Genomic DNA, 18,393 nt, shown 5'->3' with positions numbered 1-18,393 from the left:
CTATTTAAAAGGCCAGTTCTTCTTAAGAAACTTGATACACCATGACTTAGCTTCGCCCATTTGGTTTCGTTTCCAAGCAAGAAGTATTTCGATGCTAAGTTCCTGAGTATTTGATATTTTCGCTAAAGAGCCTTGTTTTATCAGTCGCTCAGCGATAGGTGATGGCAGAGTCCCTATCCCTAGCCCTGACTCCAAAGCAGACACTTTTGCCGATAAGTTAGTTACAGTCAGCGTTGGTTGTTTGTGCAAAATATTGACCGTAATTGCAGGTTGTTCTCTGGCTGAATCGGCGATAGCAACGACACGATACTTTGCTCTTGCGTTATCATCAAACACACCACTGCGATTGTGAACATAATGATTAGGCGCTGCAACCCAAACCATGGTCATCGAACCAATCGATTCTGTTTTAACATCTTGGGGTAAACTATCTGGTTTAGGGCAAACCAGCAGATCGGCACGGCCTTCTTCTAATGACTCCCAGCACCCTGCCAATATTTCTTCCTGTAAACGGATCCGTGTCGAGCTTATGTTTCCTAGCTCCTGCACCATAGGAAAAAAGGGTTCTACCGATAAAATACCATCAAATGCAATCGCAATGTCTAGCTCCCAACCATTAGCTAAAACACTCGCATCATTAACCAACTTTTCTGTCGCAGCGAGAATCATTCTGCCTCGCTCAAGAATCAATTTTCCTGGCTCAGTAAAACGTGCTTTGTGGCCTGATCGATCAAAAATAGTGACGTCTAGGTCTTGTTCTAATTTTTGAATTTGGTAACTCAAAGACGAAGGTGCTCTATCAAGCTCATTAGCGGCAGCCGCAAAGCTTCCTCGGCGGTCAATAGCATCGAGAATATGCATTGCTTCGAGAGTAATTGGACTATGCAATACGAAGACTCCTGTAAATAAACGAATATCAATTCATTCGAACCAGACTGCAAAATTTTAGCTAATTCTACTGACAAATCTTGGCATCTTTGTCTGCTTTTTGAGCGTTTTTTTTCGCTATCAACTTTCCAAATGGCAAAAATTGTTAGACACAATTAAAAAAAGCCCCTTCAGAGGAGCTTCTAATGTTCATTCAAAAAGAAAATAAAACTGTTGTGAATGAAACGGTACTTACTTCGAGCTTGCCATCTCTTTCTTAACCATTACAGCTGAAGTGATGATGAAAGCGATGATAAGACCTAGTTCCATTGTGAACCCCTATTTGATTGCGATGAAGTGGATTGAATTTTCGACAGCAGAATTCTAACATTTTTGAAAATCAATGATACCTCTAAAAGAGACTTTCATCTATTTTGTGGCTTAGGTAATAAAATTGACGTATTAGGCTGATTTTTACCACAATGCGAATTGAATATTCAAACCAATTCGACAAGTGAACCATATTGCTGTTCACTATTTAACCGCCACTTTTCCACCAATTATTTTATATGCCGATGTTCCCCTAATTAGTGTCTCTCGGGCAAACTCACTTCCACATTGAGGGCAATGACACGGTTGCAAAGTATAATCGTCGACAATTCTTTCTTTAAAACACTTAAGTAAAGATCCTTTGCCCCCTTTACGATACTTAAACAGCTCTGTTCGGCATTTTACACAATAAATATTTACTGTTTTAGTCGGCTGTTTCTTGTTCGGCTTCGCCATGAGTTATTTCTCTTTCTATCGCTTGTACTGGCTTCAACCAAACCTGACTAAAGTCAAACCAACCTAACGCATTACACTTAGCATTTTGCAGTAAACCGCATTGATCTTTACTTATCCCCAGCCAACAATGAAACATCGGTATGATTTGCATTTTTTCAACCAATGACTTGCCGATTTCCTTTGCCGGAAATGCGCTATTTTCTCGTGCTTGCCATTTTTCAACTAATCCAGACCAATGGTGAAAATCTTCTGGTTTACTCATTAAACCTATATCACTGTAATTAAGCAGCCAGCCAGCCAAACCATCATCACGATGATTCGAAAGCCCCATAGGCTTGAGCCAAATATCAACACCCTCAGGATCAGGTAAAGTGACATCATACTTTACCCGCTCGACATCAAGGTTATCCCTTTTAAGCAACGTTTCAATACTTTGGATAAGTACAGCAAACATAGTGTGTTGCCCATGATAAGCGATAGTCACCTTGCGATAAGCCGGTGGAGACGTATATTGCCCTTGAGTCGTATGGTGATACCAACCTGGCTTAAGACCATGTGCAGGAAACACCCCCAATTCAACCACCTTTTCCTGAGGAAATTGATGATAAAGATTTAAACAACTCAGTCGCCGATTAAAATAATTAGCCCATTGATCGGACTTGGCAAGACCGCTACGCCGATTAAGCAATAGATAAGTGCAGCCTGGATCTAACTCAACATCATCACTTGGCTTGTCAGGTGCTGGCTTAATTGGGACTTCCATACTTGGGAACAAAATAGAGTAATGAATATCATCGATAACGCATACTTCCACTCTATCTATCAAGGGTCGAAAACCAAAGTATCCATCAAAAGCTTGTAAAACAAGCCGAGTGTTACTGTTACTAATCACTTTATAAGGACCAGTACCAATAGGCATTTGGTCATAATTTTCTGTTCGGGAATGCTCTGGCAACACAATTTTTGCATCAGATTCGGACATTAGTAGCGGTAGATAGTAATTAGGTTTATCAAGGACGACATCCACTACAAATCTGTCAGGGCTAAACACCTCGTTGATATGACAATAAAGAGGCTTGTTGCACAGGGATAATACCGAATCAACAACCATCTCGGTGGTGAGAAGATCACCATTATGACAACGAACATTAGGCCTTAAATAAAAACGCCAATAAGTTGAAGATAACATATCCCAATCATGAGCAAGATCTGGGCAAAGGGATTCATTTTCATCCAAGCGCGTTAAGCCACTGAAGATTTGCCTTGCAATATGTTGTTCCGAGCGACGTACTGGCTTGTGTGGATTAAGCATAGATAATGCTCGATAGTATGGAAGTCGCAGCACTTGCTCACCTTCTTGCTGCTGCACACCTAAATAACTTTCGACCACTTGGGCTAGCTTGGCAGAGTCTTGATCCAATACATTTAACGCTTGAGCAATTTTTCCTTCTTCCAAATAGCGTCGAGCAAGGTTTTCACTGACATCGGTTCGGCTCCGCTTAAAATTGAGTTGCGAGAGTTTACCTCGGCCAGGTGTCGGATGCCATTCAATCCATCCCTGCTGTTCCATTTTGTTTAACACAATACGCGCATTACGCCGCGTACAACATAGTATGTCTGTAATCTCCTCTAGTTGAACACCACGATCCTTACCATTGTAGTGCTCAAACAAAGTTTCAAATTGAATACGTAATCTGGGGCTACTCATAAAGAGGAAATCTCAACTATCTAGAACTTAGTTAATTTTCCTTATTTATTCTAAATTTAGCAAGCCTGTTATAACGTTATTGGACTTTAACTCCAATTTGTTCGGCAATCAGAGCAAGTTGCTGTGCATCATCTAGTTTAATTGACCATTTGTTTTCTGCGCCATGCGCTGCAATCACATTAGCACCTCTCCCGATAAGCTGAATCGCATCGGCTTGAGCTTGCAAAGTAATCATGTGCTCAGAAGACACCTTAATCACAATTTCGTGGGGGGTAACGATCACTTTGCCAGCGGAAAAATCAACAACCATCTAACTCTCCATAAATGCATTTTTAGCATTACGCTTCTTTTTAACAGCAATAGTAAGACGACTAGAGCACACTAACCTCCCTCTATCGTCACGAATATCAATTTGCCATACTTGGGTCGATACGCCTAAATGCAGTGGCTCAGCGCGGCCTGTCACTTCGCCCTCTCGCATTGCTCGAATATGATTAGCATTAATATCTAGCCCGACACAATAAGAATCTTCATCAACGGAGAGATTTGCCGCAATTGAGCCAAGTGTTTCAGCAAGAGCCACTGATGCGCCACCATGCAACATCCCAAACGGTTGATGAGTAAAATGACAAACCGGCATGGTCGCCTCAATAAAGTTGTCACCAAATTTGCTGTACACTATCTGTAAATGGCGCATCAAAGTATTTTCAGATGTCGCATTAAGGCTCTCAAGATCAAAGGTTTTTTTCCATATCGTCATACAAGTTCTCACATGAATAATTACAATGCATTATTAGCTAATGGTATTATGAAAAGAATAATAACAATCATACAGAATATTTTATGTGTAATTTCCTGAAATGCTTCACTTTATTAAGTGTAATAACTATGGTGGCATGCAGTTCATCACCAACAGGCCGCCAGCAGTTACTGCTTTTTTCAGATCAAGATATGAGCACACTTGGAGCGCAATCTTTTGCGCAAATGAAACAAGAGCAAAAAATCAGCAAAGACAAGCGTACCAATGCCTATGTGCAGTGCGTAGCCAATGCGGTAACTCAGTATGTTCCGGCTCAAGCTGGGTTTAAAGATTGGGAAGTGGTTGTCTTTGATAGTGAACAAGTCAATGCCTTTGCTCTGCCTGGTGGTAAAATTGGTGTCTATACTGGCCTGCTAGAGGTAGCCAAAAATGAAGACCAGCTTGCTACTGTCATTGGCCATGAAATCGCTCATGTTTTAGCTGCTCACAGTAATGAGCGCCTTTCGCAATCTCAACTGGCCAGTACTGGGCTGCAAATCACCAGTATTGCGCTTGGCTCATCACAATATGCCCAATACCAAAGCGCCACTATGGCAGCACTTGGGCTCGGCGTTCAATATGGCGTGATACTGCCCTACGGAAGAACGCAAGAATCTGAAGCCGATTTAGTAGGTTTAGAGCTAATGGCAAAAGCTGGCTTTGACCCAAAACAAAGCGTCGAGCTGTGGAAAAACATGGCCAAAGCATCAGGTGGCAGCCAGCCACCTGAGCTGTTATCCACTCACCCGTCTCACAGCACTCGTATTCAAGACTTGTCGACCAAAATAGCGACTTTACCCAATTACAACGTAAATAAGCCTAACTGTTCATAATGCGTATTGACCTTTATTTTCAATCCATAACATGGATAATAGCGCCCTTGATTGATTACCTATAAAACGTGAGCCTATTATGTCTTCAGAAGCAACTATGCTGGAACGCTGCCAATCTAAATGTGAATTGTGTGGCAACGACACTCCACTAACTGCCTACCCAGTTCCGCCACACAGTTATGTTACCGTTGATCACGCGATTATGATCTGTGACAAATGCCTTGGCGAAATTGAAAGCCCTGAAGACATCAATCACTGGCGCTGCCTCAATGACAGTATGTGGAGCCAAGTACCGAGCGTTCAAGTGACGGTCTGGCGACAACTAACACGTTTAAACGGTGAAAGCTGGGCTCAAGATGCGCTCGAGATGATGTACATGGAAGAAGAGACCAAAAACTGGGCGATGCAAGGCATGTCTGACGATGATAAGCCGTTCGATTGCAACGGCGTTGAACTCAAAAAAGGTGACGACGTAACGGTAATTAAAGATCTTCCCGTACGTGGCACGAACCAAGTCATCAAACAAGGTACTGTCATCCGTGGCATCAGTATTGCCGACGATCCTAAGCTGGTTTCAGGTAAAGCCAACGGCGGCCAATCTATGTACGTAATCGCTGAGTTTTGCCGTAAAAAGTAATCTTAAAGTTACTTTCTATAGATGTCACAAAGGCGCTCAATAGGCGCCTTTATTTAGTTTAATGGGATTCGAGCCAATTGTTGTTACACTACCCAGTAATCCCGAGAGAAAATACCAAGCTTTGAAGTGTCGATATGAGTTCTGTATTAGCATAAGTTGTAATCAAGCTAATGATCTGAGCTTTATCGTCGGCTAGCCATGCTAAGACCTGATCATGGCCAGCGCCTAGTAATTCATGTCCTTCATAAATAATATTATCACCTCTACAATCAGGGTGATAGGGATAAATCTTACAATCAACTGCGTTTGTAATCATAGCAAAACTCCTGCAAATTTATTTAAAAGCAATGCGGTACTGGCCTTTATTCATTAACCCTGAAGTCAAGGTGGTATCTTGCGCATTTTGTGTTGTGTGTTTGTTGAAAAATAAAGTAATCAGTTATCCCATTTTAACAAAAAGTGCAGTGGCGCGGATAACGGGCTTGCAGTCGGATTGGCTAAAAACCTGAGTACATCGGCTCTATGGTTTGGCAGAACACTGTCGGTGACCCACTGGCGGTGAGCATTGGTAATAGTGATACCCATTTTAGCAACACCATCGTGCTTACGAACTTGATAGCTCACTTGGCTGCCTCCAGTAGCGTACATTATCGTTTGTAGCATAGCGAATTGATCACCGGACTTTAATGCTCCTTTAATTCGCTCTTTGTCCCCAGACTCTCTTTCTTTGATTAGCCCCCTAGTTACCATATATGGCGTTCCACACACTTGTTCAAACGGGTAAGTTCCTCCTTTTGGAGTCGTCACAAAATCAAGGTCTATGTGTTTTGCTATACCATCTTTTATCACCATATTCTCAGGCTTGATATCTCGCATATAGATGTCTGAGTTATGCATTGCGGAAAGATCTTCGCAAGCTAAACGAAATGAATCTAATGGAAGTTTTTTATTGTATTTTCTTCTTAGTTCAGCAATTTCGCTACCACCATTTCTGGCAAGAACAGTTTTATCTTCAACATATCTTGATTGGCAGACAGAAGAGAATTGAGACAATTCATCTGCAAGCTTATTTTCGTCTTTTGCAGCATCGAGAGAAATGCTGGGATTCGATAGTTGAATAAATGATGGATCAGAGTGAGTAACTGTTTTAAACGTTCCGGCATTACCAAATTTGACACTATGATCCGGTGTTCTTAGGTGAGTATTTTTATTTTTTGGGTCAAAGTAGTAAGTACGACCATGATTCTCATTAGACATTTTTTTGAAGCCGAAATCGTTTTCTGGTGTTAACGATCTACGGGCTACAAAACCGCGAAAGGCTGCTTGAATCGTTGTGACGGCATTTTCTTTATTACACTCACCAAGAATTTGACCACAATTTATATCCATTTTTTGTAGTACTTTGAGCGCGCGGGCGCTGTTACTTCTGCTAAGAAAATTAGCGATGGATGTTTTGCATTTAGATCCAAATAACTGTTTGGGGTTATCTCTTATTACAGAGGTCGCTTTTCCATTAGCATCCACTAAAACACGGTATACTTTTTTGACCGGGAGAGTCAGTGTGATGTCTTTATCATTACCTGTTATTTGTAATGCATTGTGCTTGGTTGTGATGTGTTGATGTATTTGTCTACTAGTTAGGATCATTACTTTACATTAATTTATGTTATGCATCTAGATTTGTATTGTGTCGTGTAGTCAAGCACTTACCAAAATGAAAAAATATGAATATATATGAATAGTTGTTATTTGACTGTGGATGGATAGAGCCGAAAGCATGCATTGCCCAAAGTGATATAGGTTGAAAGTGAAAAGAAGTGTTTCAGCGTTTTTGCTAATTTAACAACTCATTAAATAACAAGAACAAAAGTGCTAATAAGGTGCCTGTCCTTTATAGTGGTAATGGGTCAATGTTTGCTTGAAACATCAACTAGCTTCGACCTGTAAAACCAAATACATATAATGAAAAACTGATTGATCGATGACATGGAATTGGATAATCACTATTGAAAGACTAATTCAGGACAAACACCAAAAGAACTATTACGCATAGTAAAAATGCCAAATGTTGCGAATCACTCTTAAACAGATTGTCAGCCATCAAACACCATATATAGTGTCAGTAATAAAAACAAAGCACCGCATATGGAAGATCGCATTTTTAGATGAAACTGGATGAAATAACCACAAAAATATAAATGCTATATTGCAACAAATGGCATAATAGATAATGTGACATCGAGAAAACCAAAACAAACAAAGGTAAAAAACATCGCTAATCGCGAACCTTACGCACCTTTTCGAGACTACTATGGTCCGTTGAGAAGTTCGATTAAACGTCTTTTCATTGCAAAGCGACATATTTCTCACCTTTACACAATATGCAACCGTCAGGAAGGAACCAAAAAGCAAAAATATGAAATGATCGTCAATACTTTTAAAGACTGGCAATCTGGTAAAAATATTAAGGCTTTTGATCCACCAAGAGAACACTACAACTTTTCACAAACGAGCATCACTTGTAACCCTGAGCTACATGTTGTCTTAAACGGTCAAGCACGCCTGGTTAAGCTCCACTTTAGTAGTAGCGACACAATGACTCAGGAAAGAGCAAATATAATCTGTGCGTTAATGGAAGACTCAATTAATGACCGTGGTTTTGAATATTCAGTCCTAGATTTAACTTCTGGTAAAGAGTACTTCTTCAATGGTAACTACGAAAAAGTCTATGACAGAATAAACGACGAGATCAAGGAACTCGAAAGGTTCTGGTTAGAAATAGCTTGAACAGCTGTGGTACGGATGCTTATGTTTGTGGTTAGCGCCCTGTTAAGGTGTAAAACACGCCTTGCCTTTTGACAATCATTCTTTTTGTATGTCAAAGTTAACTGAAAATCTATGTTCGCACTTTGGCTCACAACACGTTTCGGGGCAAAAACACGACAAAGATACAAAGCCGCCCCACCTCCACACTGCCAACTCCATCACAAAACCACAATTATCTACCCATCATAAAAACCGTGCTTTTGACTAGTCCTACTTTGTTATTAAGTAACTTAACATGCAATTACACTAGCCATTCCGAGTAATGCGCAGCTCTACGCCTAGCATTTTTGCTTTTTAACAAAAGTGCTGATTTCAACATAACTTGTTACAGTTCAGCTATTTAAATATGAATGTGGGTTGATTACCTGCGATTGCTGTGGTCACAAGAGTGAAGCTGTATGGCGAATGATATTGAGTTTAGCTTTGAGGTCTCTGGGTTTTTAGGGTTGTTCAAAGTAGAAAGTTTTCGGGTAATGGAAGCCCTGTCTACCCCGTTTGAAATGAGCCTCACCGTATTGTCTGAAAATGATGGTATTACCTTTGATGCGCTGAGCAGAAAAACTGCCGTGCTGAGTGTGTATGGCCAAGGCGCGGCGGCGGCTCGCCAGTTTAATGGCACTATTTCAGAACTGAGCTATTTAGGCTCTGGGCGGCGTTATTCTCGCTACCATATCACGCTGGTGCCGCAGCTTTGGTTTTTAACCCAGCGACAAGATTGTCGCATCTTTCAAAACAAAACCGCACCAGACATTATTCGTGATGTTTTTGATGACGCGGGGATGAGAGATTACCGCTTTGAACTAGCCGCTCAATACCAAGCAAAAGACTACGTTGTACAATACCGTGAAAATGACCACCACTTTGTACAACGTCTTTTAGCAGAGCATGGCATGTGGTTTTACTTTGAGCACAGCGACGCGGCTCATACCATGGTGATTGTTGATAGCAATGATGCCATTCCTGAGCTTGTCAGCACGCCACTTAATGCGTCTTATCTTGGCCCTATGCTGTTTCAGTCTCAAGGTGGCGGCGTTTCAGATAAAGAGCACATTTTCGACTTGGAGCAGGTACACCGCGCCCTCACCAGTGATGTGAGTTATAGCGATTACAACTACCTCACGCCGAAAATACCGCAAAACAAAACCGCCCAAGATGGCGTGAATACAGATTTAAAACGCTTTGATTACCCAGGGCGCTATACGTCACCTGATTTTGGCGGCCTGCGCAGCCAAGAATGGATGTCTGAATACGCAGTAGATAGCCACCAAATTCAGGCATCTAGCAATATTATGCGCTTGGCATCGGGGCTAAGCTTTGATATTAGCGAGCACCCTCGCTCATCAATAAACCGTGACTATCTAATGCTTTCGGTCATGCACCTTGGTGAAAACCCTCGCGTGCACGAAGAAGAAGGCTCAGATGCCCCAACGAACTACCAAAACCAGTTTGTCTGCTTGCCGCGAGATGTCACCTTTCGCGCCCCCAAAATGGCTTCACCTGTGGTCGATGGCACACAAACCGCCGTGGTGGTTGGTCCTACGGGAGAAGAAATCTACACCGATGAACTTGGGCGGATTAAGGTTCAATTTCACTGGGACCGCTATGGCCAAAGTGATGAGCACAGTTCATGCTGGCTGCGAGTAAGCCAATCAATGGCCGCGCCTAATTGGGGCGCAGTGTACCTGCCCCGCATTGGTCATGAAGTGGTGGTGACCTTTTTAGAAGGTGACCCAGACAGACCACTTATCACAGGCGCCGTGTATAACGGTTTACACAAACCACCTTATGAGCTGCCCGAGCACAAAACACGCACCGTCTTTCGTACCCAAAGCCACAAAGCTGACGGTTACAACGAAATGTATTTTGAAGATGAAAATGATCAAGAAATGGTGCATTTTCGCGCTCAAAAGGACATGAAAACTAAGGTGCTGAATAACCGTTACCGAGATATAGGTAATGATGAAGAGCTCAAAGTAGGCCGAAATCAAGAAAATAACGTCCACTCGGACCGCAAAGAAACCATCCACGGTCATAAAACCTCAGAGACAAAGCAAACCTTTAAAGAGCAAGTCGACCAAGACGTAACGGTAACTTACAACGCCAATGAGCAAAAACAAGTCGCAAAAGATCAACACCTATCGATTGATGAAAACCGCCAAACCAAAATTGGTAAAGATATGTCTTTGCAGATCGGCGGTAAAGCTGCTCTTGCTGTTTTAGAGGGATTATCAGCCAATATGGGTGTGGATGACTCGCTGCAAGTGGGCGGTAACTTGAACGTCGATGTACAAGGCAATACCTCTTTTCGCGCCGATGGCGGCACAACGATTATTTCTGGAGACGAAATCAAAGTTCAAGTTGGCTATGCAGGATTAATTCTAAAAAGTAATGGTAATATAAAGCTTTACGGCTCTTCAATTACCATTGATGGTGCGGCTCAAACGACAATAAACGGCGGAAAAGTGGCAATAAACCCAGACAAAGGAAATGCAAGGCTTAATGTCGCGCTGCCTTATGAATCCTTTATGCGTTACAACCAGCGTATTGTATTGCAAGACCAAACCACAGGTGCGGTTCATGCCAACAAGGCGTACAAACTCGTGTTTGAAGACGGCAAAGAAGTGATTGGTAAGACTAATACCAAAGGGGAAACATCCTTGATTAATAGCCAAGATTTAGAATCCTCGTTTGATATTTACTGGAGAGAAATATAATGAATGACGACATGTGGATTCATGCCGGTAGCTCAAAAACCACCGATGCCAAAGATAAAGAGCCAGTTGTGATGCACGCCCCTGCGGGCAATATGTTTTGGGCCGACGATCAAAGCGGGCAAAACCTTGATATTCAATTTGCGGTCAATGGCAAAAAAAGCCCTTCTCTGCCTAAAGAATTTACGCCAAGGGCAACCTTGATCCCCAATACGGTTGACGAAACCTGCAACTCCTTAGAGCTGTATTTAAACGGCCAAAATTACACCTTATTGGATCGCATCCCAACAGAAGCCATCACAGCCCCCGGCGATTTAAGAGCCGCGATAATGACGTGCCCTATTGCTCCTATGCAAGGAAAGTCGCTGATTAGACCTAGGGACAACGGCAATGAAGTGCTTGGCATTCTCAAAGCCAGTGACAGCTTAATGCTTCTCCCAAATCCTATTGGCGAGGTCTATAACATTGATGATATGGACGAATCGGTTATTTCTGCTCTGTTTGATACGCTAGCAGAAAATTCCTTGCTGGAATTCTACGAACATCTGCAAAACAGTAACCGCGACCAAAATGCCATGGCTACAGTCATGGTGCAAACGACAGAACATGGACAAGCTTACGCCTATTACAAAGCCAAATACGGAATAGAAGCGGCAAAGGGATACCTGAAAGAATTTATTGTTCAAAGTAGGTTCACAGTACGAAAAATGTCGCAGTGGGGTAATCAACTCGGGATTGTGTTTAAAGGCGATCGCACCAGCAGAACCTTCTTAACCAGTATCAATTACGGCATTCATGGCGATAAAATGAAAATGCTTAGTCCCATGCTTCAGGTTGTGGAAAAAGCTGGTATGAGCAAATTAAAATCTGCTTTAAATATTGCTAATCCGCTTAAGGGGACAAACGTCATATCTTTTCTTTTTGTGACATCATTTGATGTTTATGAGTTCTTTAAAAAAGATATTGGTGAACAGAATATTGCTGAGCTTCTCGGTGCGATTGGAATCACAATAGCAAAGCTGTTATTAGCAGGAACATCAGCAGTCTTGTTTCTAGCGGTTATTATATCCTTTTTCTCTTTAACATTAACTGGTACCGTTGTATTTCTCAGTATAGCTGGCCTGTCGTTTGCGGCTGGTTGGTTTATTGATACTGTTGATACAAACTATGGCATCAAAGACGATGTTAAATCGTTTCTAAAAAATGCATTCCCCAACCTCACAATAGAAGAAATGATAAATAAAGAAATAGAAAAAAATAATGCTCAGGTAGATAGCTATATAGGTACAGGAGCTATGAAAAACTCAGGTTATTTTGGTTTTTAAGAGGCAAATATGGAGATTTATTCAGATGATAATTATAACCCTAAATCTAAAAGGTCAGATATAACCATTATTTCTGTAATGATGGCGTTAGTTCAAATTACATATGCTTTTTTCGATTCGCAATATTATGCTACTGTTTTCTGCTGGCTAGCATTTTTGAGTCTGATATTTTTTCAAAGTTTCCTTTACACTCGTTTTGGGATAGAGTTTCTAAGAAGAAGAGTCGCCTCTCAGGCAATAGTCATGGGTTACTGTATCATTGGCCTAACAATGTTCATACTAAGCTCAGTAATAGTTCATTCAAAAAAAGTCTTTGACCCCATATTATATATGTTTATATTTTTGATAGTGTTATTTATACTGGGAATATTAACTGGATTACTATTTAGTGATAAAGCAGTATTATTTAATAACAGTAAATATGTCAAAATTAGAAACAACGAAATAGAGATAAGAAAGATTGACCTTTTCGGAGTTTTAACGCTAAAAAGAATGCCTTTGCTTAGGGCACCATTAGTAAAGTTTCGAAATTTTATCTCTATTTTAGCTTTGCTTATCGGCACTGGCGGTGCTGGTATTGGAATGGGGATTGCGGAGATGCTTAAGCGGTCAGATGTACTTGACCCTGATATAAGCGTTCATGCGGTGCTATTTTTCAGTCTTGGTATACCCGTTTTATTTACATTTGGCATATTGATTTACTCTACAATGACATACCTATCCGAATGGCGTAAGTTGGTCGCAAACATAGATAAAGAGTATGGTGAACATGTAATAATCTTCAACTCCAAAAAGAAATCGTATAAGAAGATTAAAGAGATAATGGCAGAGTCAGGCTCTAATCATAATGGATAAACATCGACTTTCTGCCATAACAACTAAAGCCAATTTGAAATGGTTTCACTAGCCAAACCTATACCTGAAGCTGCTCGTTTGAAACAGTGATGGCGTAACTACATATTTGTTTACGCCATCACATGACAGCTACTTCATCTGTTCATCATCAGAAATCGAAGTCTGGGATACTTTGAAATCGCTAGACATCGAGATCCCATCTAGTTGTCATTACCGTTAGTTTTCCTCCCCGCCCATATACTTCCAATACTGATTACTGGTTCGATCTTGTGGGAAGTAATACCTGTTTTGCTCTGTCGCCCTGCCGTTAAATTGAGCTTCAAAGTAGTCAGTGGTTCCGGTCTTCGGATTGTGGTAGACATGAATCTGCCCTACTTGAGTTTCTTCTCCCCAACTTGTTCTAGGATTTTCCATCTTTCCATAAGCTGGTTCATCTGGGTGCAGAGATGCTGTGTCTTGCGTCAGCCCTATCATGAGCTCATCTACAGTGATGGCATACCTCTGTTCACCTTCTTCATCCTGTGAATGCCTGATGATTCTAATAAACGAAGCAGGCGAGGTGCCATGAGTGTCAAAGTAGCCATAAACATGGTTATACTGCCGCAGTCCTCCAATATCCATACTCTTTACAATCTGATCGACATTCAGGCCAGGCCCCTGACTGAATGATAATACATCGACAGATTCAGAAGCTGCGCCACTTTCCGATACGGCCTGCCTTACTTGGTTAAGCGAACCTGCATCACTATGTGAGGCAATAAAGAGTTTGTTGCTTTGAGTCTCCCCACCGACTTGCACTATCGAGTGTGGTGCATCAATATCCGCGACCGTGCTCACGACTGAGTCAACTTGTGGTGCAGATACTGCGGGAGCAGGAGCTGGGCCAGAAGCCGCTGCTGGTAGTCCGTTTCTCCCCCGTACTGGGTTAGGGTCGTAAAACCTGCCCCGTTTCATGTCACTCTTTCTGAAATCTACATAGTTATACTTATTGGATTCACTACTAAACTTAGCACGGGCGTGATTGAAATCGGCACCCACTATGCGACCCGCTTTCTTATCAAATCGAGCCATATCCCCCGATCTTGAGAACAATACGTGGAAACCCAATGTGCCATATACAATACCGGGTTTCCTCAAAGGATCCTTTGCCACCAACTGGGTTTCAAAGTCACCAGCCAATGACGCTTCGAATGGCCCCATATTGTTGGGGTCTGTAACATAGGGGTAGATTTTCTTGTATTTTGGAGTTCCACGAATAGGCATATACTCCTTCGGTATCGGGATTCCGTTGGAGTTTCCTACAGCACTGTTGCATGAAGCGACCTTAACCGTCGTATTAGGTGGAAGCTTCATATCAACGATTTGTTGTGCCAACTCTTCAGAAGTGATTGGCGGTACCACTCCAACGCCTTCCTGCTTTGCATAGAGCTTTGTATCACCAGGACGAGAATGTCCGCTTATATAGAGCGTGTTCTTATCAGTCAAATGTGCAAGAGACGTCGTGTTTTCTTTATGAAGATAACCGAAATCGGGATGATCGGGGCCATATTTAGTCCCAAGTATCTGTTTGAATGAATCAGCCTGATCCTTGTCTTTAAATACTGGAGTATATTTCGACTTTCCTTTTGCCTTTCTCGATTCGAGCAGAGATATCAATCTGTCAAACACCCTTTCTTTGTCCATGTGGGGGAAATAGATGTACTTGTCACCTCCGGGCTTAACATACGGAACAAAGCCCCCGGATGCCTGCGCACTAACTGGCGCCACTGTATTGCCTTGGACAACCGGAGTTACCGTCTCCGCTGCGTCCATACCCTCGAATGGGTCCAGTCCCTCATCGGCAAGTGTCTTCTTGACCATAACCTCATGATCAATACCCGGTGAGGGGCGGCTACCTTCTGTTGGTAGATTAGGTCTTGGCCGCTGGCTGGGTTTTGGTCTGCTAGAAGTCAGCACCTGACCACCTGATGGCTTGGGATTCAAGGGATTATCCCCTCCCTGTATGGGCCTAACCAAAGGAGTCCTGCCGGGTTTTGGGCTGTTGGTGAGGAAATGATTTCTGACGACTCTTAATCTGCGGAAAAGTCCCTTGTTCGCCATTCCGCCTAAGTCAAACAAATCAATGGCATTGAGCCCGATAAGGAATCGCCCCATCGCCGCACTCTTTTTGGCTCGCATATAAACATCACCCTGATCGGTGGTCCTAGCGAGATTATCATCCAGTACTATTTGGGCGATGTCGGAGGCCAGCCCGACAGCCAGACCGACCAAGGTTCCCATCACCCCTGGTGCACAGAAAGACACCACGGAAGAAAGTGTGGTGACAAGCTGGATCACGGAAGAACCCATCTGGTGATCGTATTCGGCTTTTTCCTCCTCGGTGGTAAACACAGCGCTGTCGAGGTTGAGTCTGATTTTATTGAGGCCTACATCCAGAAGGTGTTCATATAAGCCCTGACTGAACTCGCTGGCTCCCCTTGGCTGCATAGTGATGTAGGCGGTATCTGTCTTACGGATGATGTCCTGTTCAAACTTAGAGAAATGCCTGATCACCCATTCCGGCGCTCCGCACAGCCAGTCACTGACCGAGCCTCTCAGCTGGCTGTACATTAATACCTCGCAATGCCCAGTGAGCATGGAGACACCAACCATGGTTTCCTCTGTACCGACAACCAGTAAATCTGGGACTTCCATCCCCACTTTCAGACGCAGCATCTTAGGTTCAAAAATACCTGCCAGCCACGCAAGCGCAAAAGTTTCCCGGATATGAAGTTTACTGAAAGTTAAGTTACGCACATTGCCTATCGGTTTGAATGCATTACTCAGGTCACCTGCCGTCAGCCCTTCAAATAGCCTACCATGGCAGTATGCTTTATAGTTGTTCATGAACTCTGGCGTCGCCTTCATCTGGGCAACTGATTGATTGAACTCTCTTAATAGCTGAGACTCAACCTGGTCAGAAATCGCCCGTCTTCGGTTGAGAAACTCAGGGTTGTAGGCAGATTGCCATCTCGGGTCTTCGTGTGGCGGCATTTTTCTGTTTACGCTGGTAATGCTCAGGCTCTGGAACACAGCGGCTCTCTCCAACCTGTCGCATTCGCCCAGTAGGACACTCCTCAGGGTAAAGGGGAACGCCTTGACTCTTTCCCCTTCGCCTGGCCTAAATCGGTTCACATATCTGAAGGTGACATCATAGATGTCATCAAGAGTATTGGCGGGGATATTGTCTAGATCCATCTTTGCATGGGAGAGCCGTTCCTCCCGGGTAAAGCGAATATGTGGCTTGAGTGTAGAATCGATACGGCTGACGGCGGGCCCGAGCACATCGGGCACAGGTTCGTCCATATTTGGCACAGCAGGTAAAGTAGGGAGTGTCGTTGACGCGGAAGAACCTGAATCTGTGCTAAAGGATTGGAAAGATCTGACGGCCTGATCGTGCTCGCCGACCAGTCTCTGGATATCTCGCCCATGACGCCGGTTTCCGCCATGATAGTATGTCAGCTTGATGAATAGCTGATCTTTTATGTCGATCAGCCTCTCCAACTCTCTCTTATATCTGTCGGCATCGCTAGAACCAAGGTGGTTAGTCTGGGATGTCATAAAAATAAACCCTTAAATATGATAATTTGAATAGTGGTTTTAAGGGTAACGAATCAGGCGTGGATAAGAGCGTATAAAACAGGGGATGTCAGGTATGTTCAACCCAAGGCCTTCTATCGGCCAGCAAGCTATGCGGTGGGGTTTTACTTATGACTTGAAGCAGCAGTCTTAGTGGCGAAAGTTAGTTTTTGGTATTACAGCCTGTTTAGAGTTTGGAAACGTTTCACTCGCCAAATCTGTACTCGAGTCACGTAATATGTAGCACCCAAAAAGTGACTGCGTAACTAGTTACTAAGTTACAGCGTCACCCTGCCGCTACTTCATTTGCTCATCAAGGTTTAATACAGTCAATGCATTGCTGACGCTGGTGGCGATCACATCAATCACGCCTGTTCTTAGTGCGCCCAGCATGGCGAGGGGTTTGCTGTTTTCGGCGGCGATGGCTATCACTTGTGAAATCGGGCGAAACTCTTCCATGCCAAGGCCAATGACTCTATCGCTCATGACGGTTTTGGCTGACTTACCATGAATATCAAAAAAGTCATAACCTGCAAAATCTCCGACGACGCCTTGTTTCATTCTTGACTGCACCACTTCATCGGCGGTAAACCAACCTAAATCGACCATGTAGCTGTTTTCACTCATATCGCCGATGCCGACCAAAGCCACATCGGCTTTACGTGCAAGATCTAGCGTCTGCTTTACCGTGGCATTTTGCATGAAAGCATGCTTTTGTTCAGGGTCCTCTGCATAGGCAGGCGCATAAAGCGTCTCCGACGTTCCACCATAGGTTTTAGCGAACTGGCGACAGATATGATCTGCATTGAACATTCCGCCTCTGGGGTGAATGCCACCAATCCCGCAGACAAACTTAACGTCCCTCTGTGGGATTACTCCAATATGATGAGCCACTGCTGATACATTCCTACCCTGACCCACAGTCACAACTGAGCCATTTTGAATCGAACTTGCCATAAACTTGGAGACCAAACCAGCTACTTGTAAACGTTGCTGCTGCTCACTCGGTTGATCAAGGGCTACTAAAGCTCGGTTAACACCAAATCGTTCAACCAATCTTTGCTCAATTTTGGCACTAAATACTGGGTGGTATTTCACTGTGATCTCGACAATGCCCTCATCACGTGCTTGCTTGAGCATTCGGCCAACCTTTGCACGTGATACAGCAAACTTTTTTGAGATTTCTTCTTGGGTCGCGCCATCTTGGTAGTATGCAACAGAAATTTCAGTCAGAAGATCCGCACTATCGTCCGACATATCATAGGGTGGCTTACTCATTTTATAGGCTCCTTTATAAGGAAATACACAAAACATGTGCTCAGAGACGTAGCATATGTCAGCCTATCAAGATAATGCAACATTTGCTCACTGCCATGACAAATTCTCAGCACCTACTCATCACTACCAATTCATGTTTGAATCCCCGCC

General features: G+C 43.1%; 15 protein-coding genes. 6 read left to right on the top strand and 9 right to left on the bottom strand.

Going from position 1 to position 18,393, the window contains the following annotated elements; translation table 11 throughout:
• From OCV27_RS18900 to OCV27_RS18880, 5 genes are all read right to left on the bottom strand, one after another.
• Positions 1-888 (bottom strand): LysR family transcriptional regulator, encoded by an 888-nt coding sequence (locus OCV27_RS18900; RefSeq protein ID WP_125322436.1) that lies wholly within the window; start codon positions 886-888, stop codon positions 1-3.
• A gap of 513 nt (positions 889-1,401) precedes the next feature.
• The gene (locus tag OCV27_RS18895) at positions 1,402-1,653 is read right to left on the bottom strand and encodes a hypothetical protein (RefSeq protein WP_125322437.1); all 252 of its coding nucleotides are present in this window, start codon (positions 1,651-1,653) and stop codon (positions 1,402-1,404) included.
• Positions 1,622-3,361 carry an SgrR family transcriptional regulator gene (locus tag OCV27_RS18890; RefSeq protein ID WP_125322438.1) on the bottom strand — a complete coding sequence of 580 codons (1,740 nt, stop codon included), beginning with the start codon at positions 3,359-3,361 and terminating at the stop codon, positions 1,622-1,624. Before OCV27_RS18890 ends, OCV27_RS18895 begins: the two co-directional genes overlap by 32 nt.
• Before the next feature lie 76 nt (positions 3,362-3,437).
• Complete coding sequence (locus tag OCV27_RS18885; protein WP_125322439.1) at positions 3,438-3,671, bottom strand: DUF3389 domain-containing protein; 234 nt, start codon at positions 3,669-3,671, stop codon at positions 3,438-3,440.
• Positions 3,672-4,121 carry a hotdog fold thioesterase gene (locus tag OCV27_RS18880; RefSeq protein ID WP_125322440.1) on the bottom strand — a complete coding sequence of 150 codons (450 nt, stop codon included), beginning with the start codon at positions 4,119-4,121 and terminating at the stop codon, positions 3,672-3,674. It abuts the gene before it with no gap.
• Between the two features lie 83 nt (positions 4,122-4,204).
• On the opposite strand from OCV27_RS18880, the gene OCV27_RS18875 reads away from it, so the two are divergent.
• A complete protein-coding gene (locus OCV27_RS18875; protein WP_125322441.1) occupies positions 4,205-4,993 on the top strand; it encodes a M48 family metallopeptidase in 789 nt (262 codons plus the stop codon).
• 79 nt (positions 4,994-5,072) lie between these two features.
• On the top strand, positions 5,073-5,630 hold the full coding sequence (locus tag OCV27_RS18870) for a PhnA domain-containing protein (protein WP_125322442.1): 558 nt from the start codon (positions 5,073-5,075) through the stop codon (positions 5,628-5,630).
• 88 nt (positions 5,631-5,718) lie between these two features.
• Here the strand turns inward: OCV27_RS18870 and OCV27_RS18865 are convergent, their stop codons facing one another.
• Entirely contained in the window at positions 5,719-5,946 is a 228-nt protein-coding gene (locus tag OCV27_RS18865) for a hypothetical protein (RefSeq protein ID WP_125322443.1), read from the bottom strand.
• A 119-nt stretch (positions 5,947-6,065) separates the two neighbouring features.
• Positions 6,066-7,277 (bottom strand): hypothetical protein, encoded by a 1,212-nt coding sequence (locus OCV27_RS18860; RefSeq protein ID WP_125322444.1) that lies wholly within the window; start codon positions 7,275-7,277, stop codon positions 6,066-6,068.
• Positions 7,278-7,862: 585 nt separating this feature from the next.
• On the opposite strand from OCV27_RS18860, the gene OCV27_RS18855 reads away from it, so the two are divergent.
• The 4 genes from OCV27_RS18855 (at position 7,863) to OCV27_RS18840 (ending at position 13,347) form a co-directional block, all read left to right on the top strand.
• Positions 7,863-8,417, top strand: coding sequence for a hypothetical protein (locus OCV27_RS18855; RefSeq protein WP_245986797.1), 555 nt, complete (start codon positions 7,863-7,865; stop codon positions 8,415-8,417).
• 437 nt (positions 8,418-8,854) lie between these two features.
• Positions 8,855-11,170, top strand: coding sequence for a type VI secretion system Vgr family protein (locus tag OCV27_RS18850; protein ID WP_337969446.1), 2,316 nt, complete (start codon positions 8,855-8,857; stop codon positions 11,168-11,170).
• The gene (locus tag OCV27_RS18845) at positions 11,170-12,492 is read left to right on the top strand and encodes a hypothetical protein (RefSeq protein ID WP_337969445.1); all 1,323 of its coding nucleotides are present in this window, start codon (positions 11,170-11,172) and stop codon (positions 12,490-12,492) included. Before OCV27_RS18850 ends, OCV27_RS18845 begins: the two co-directional genes overlap by 1 nt.
• Positions 12,493-12,501: 9 nt before the next feature.
• Positions 12,502-13,347 carry a hypothetical protein gene (locus OCV27_RS18840; protein WP_337969444.1) on the top strand — a complete coding sequence of 282 codons (846 nt, stop codon included), beginning with the start codon at positions 12,502-12,504 and terminating at the stop codon, positions 13,345-13,347.
• A gap of 216 nt (positions 13,348-13,563) precedes the next feature.
• Here OCV27_RS18840 and OCV27_RS18835 read toward each other — a convergent pair whose 3' ends face one another.
• Both OCV27_RS18835 and OCV27_RS18830 read right to left on the bottom strand, forming a co-directional pair.
• Entirely contained in the window at positions 13,564-16,947 is a 3,384-nt protein-coding gene (locus tag OCV27_RS18835) for a hypothetical protein (protein WP_185759795.1), read from the bottom strand.
• A gap of 315 nt (positions 16,948-17,262) precedes the next feature.
• The gene (locus OCV27_RS18830; protein ID WP_125321744.1) at positions 17,263-18,243 is read right to left on the bottom strand and encodes a sugar-binding transcriptional regulator; all 981 of its coding nucleotides are present in this window, start codon (positions 18,241-18,243) and stop codon (positions 17,263-17,265) included.
• Positions 18,244-18,393 lie beyond the last annotated feature (150 nt).

The organism is Vibrio pectenicida (assembly GCA_024347015.1).
Lineage (GTDB): Bacteria > Pseudomonadota > Gammaproteobacteria > Enterobacterales > Vibrionaceae > Vibrio > Vibrio pectenicida.
The sequence above is the reverse complement of the archived record's forward strand: the minus strand, read 5'-3'. Positions and strand labels throughout refer to the sequence as shown.

What these genes read in the sequence shown, in the direction of transcription:
- OCV27_RS18850 (WP_337969446.1), top strand. Translation starts at nt 8,855, where the DNA reads ATGGCGAATGATATTGAGTTTAGCTTTGAGGTCTCTGGGTTTTTAGGG.
- OCV27_RS18845 (WP_337969445.1), top strand. Translation starts at nt 11,170, where the DNA reads ATGAATGACGACATGTGGATTCATGCCGGTAGCTCAAAAACCACCGAT.
- OCV27_RS18875 (WP_125322441.1), top strand. Translation starts at nt 4,205, where the DNA reads ATGTGTAATTTCCTGAAATGCTTCACTTTATTAAGTGTAATAACTATG.
- OCV27_RS18880 (WP_125322440.1), bottom strand. Translation starts at nt 4,121, where the DNA reads ATGACGATATGGAAAAAAACCTTTGATCTTGAGAGCCTTAATGCGACA.
- OCV27_RS18890 (WP_125322438.1), bottom strand. Translation starts at nt 3,361, where the DNA reads ATGAGTAGCCCCAGATTACGTATTCAATTTGAAACTTTGTTTGAGCAC.
- OCV27_RS18865 (WP_125322443.1), bottom strand. Translation starts at nt 5,946, where the DNA reads ATGATTACAAACGCAGTTGATTGTAAGATTTATCCCTATCACCCTGAT.
- OCV27_RS18895 (WP_125322437.1), bottom strand. Translation starts at nt 1,653, where the DNA reads ATGGCGAAGCCGAACAAGAAACAGCCGACTAAAACAGTAAATATTTAT.
- OCV27_RS18840 (WP_337969444.1), top strand. Translation starts at nt 12,502, where the DNA reads ATGGAGATTTATTCAGATGATAATTATAACCCTAAATCTAAAAGGTCA.
- OCV27_RS18885 (WP_125322439.1), bottom strand. Translation starts at nt 3,671, where the DNA reads ATGGTTGTTGATTTTTCCGCTGGCAAAGTGATCGTTACCCCCCACGAA.
- OCV27_RS18860 (WP_125322444.1), bottom strand. Translation starts at nt 7,277, where the DNA reads ATGATCCTAACTAGTAGACAAATACATCAACACATCACAACCAAGCAC.
- OCV27_RS18870 (WP_125322442.1), top strand. Translation starts at nt 5,073, where the DNA reads ATGTCTTCAGAAGCAACTATGCTGGAACGCTGCCAATCTAAATGTGAA.
- OCV27_RS18830 (WP_125321744.1), bottom strand. Translation starts at nt 18,243, where the DNA reads ATGAGTAAGCCACCCTATGATATGTCGGACGATAGTGCGGATCTTCTG.
- OCV27_RS18835 (WP_185759795.1), bottom strand. Translation starts at nt 16,947, where the DNA reads ATGACATCCCAGACTAACCACCTTGGTTCTAGCGATGCCGACAGATAT.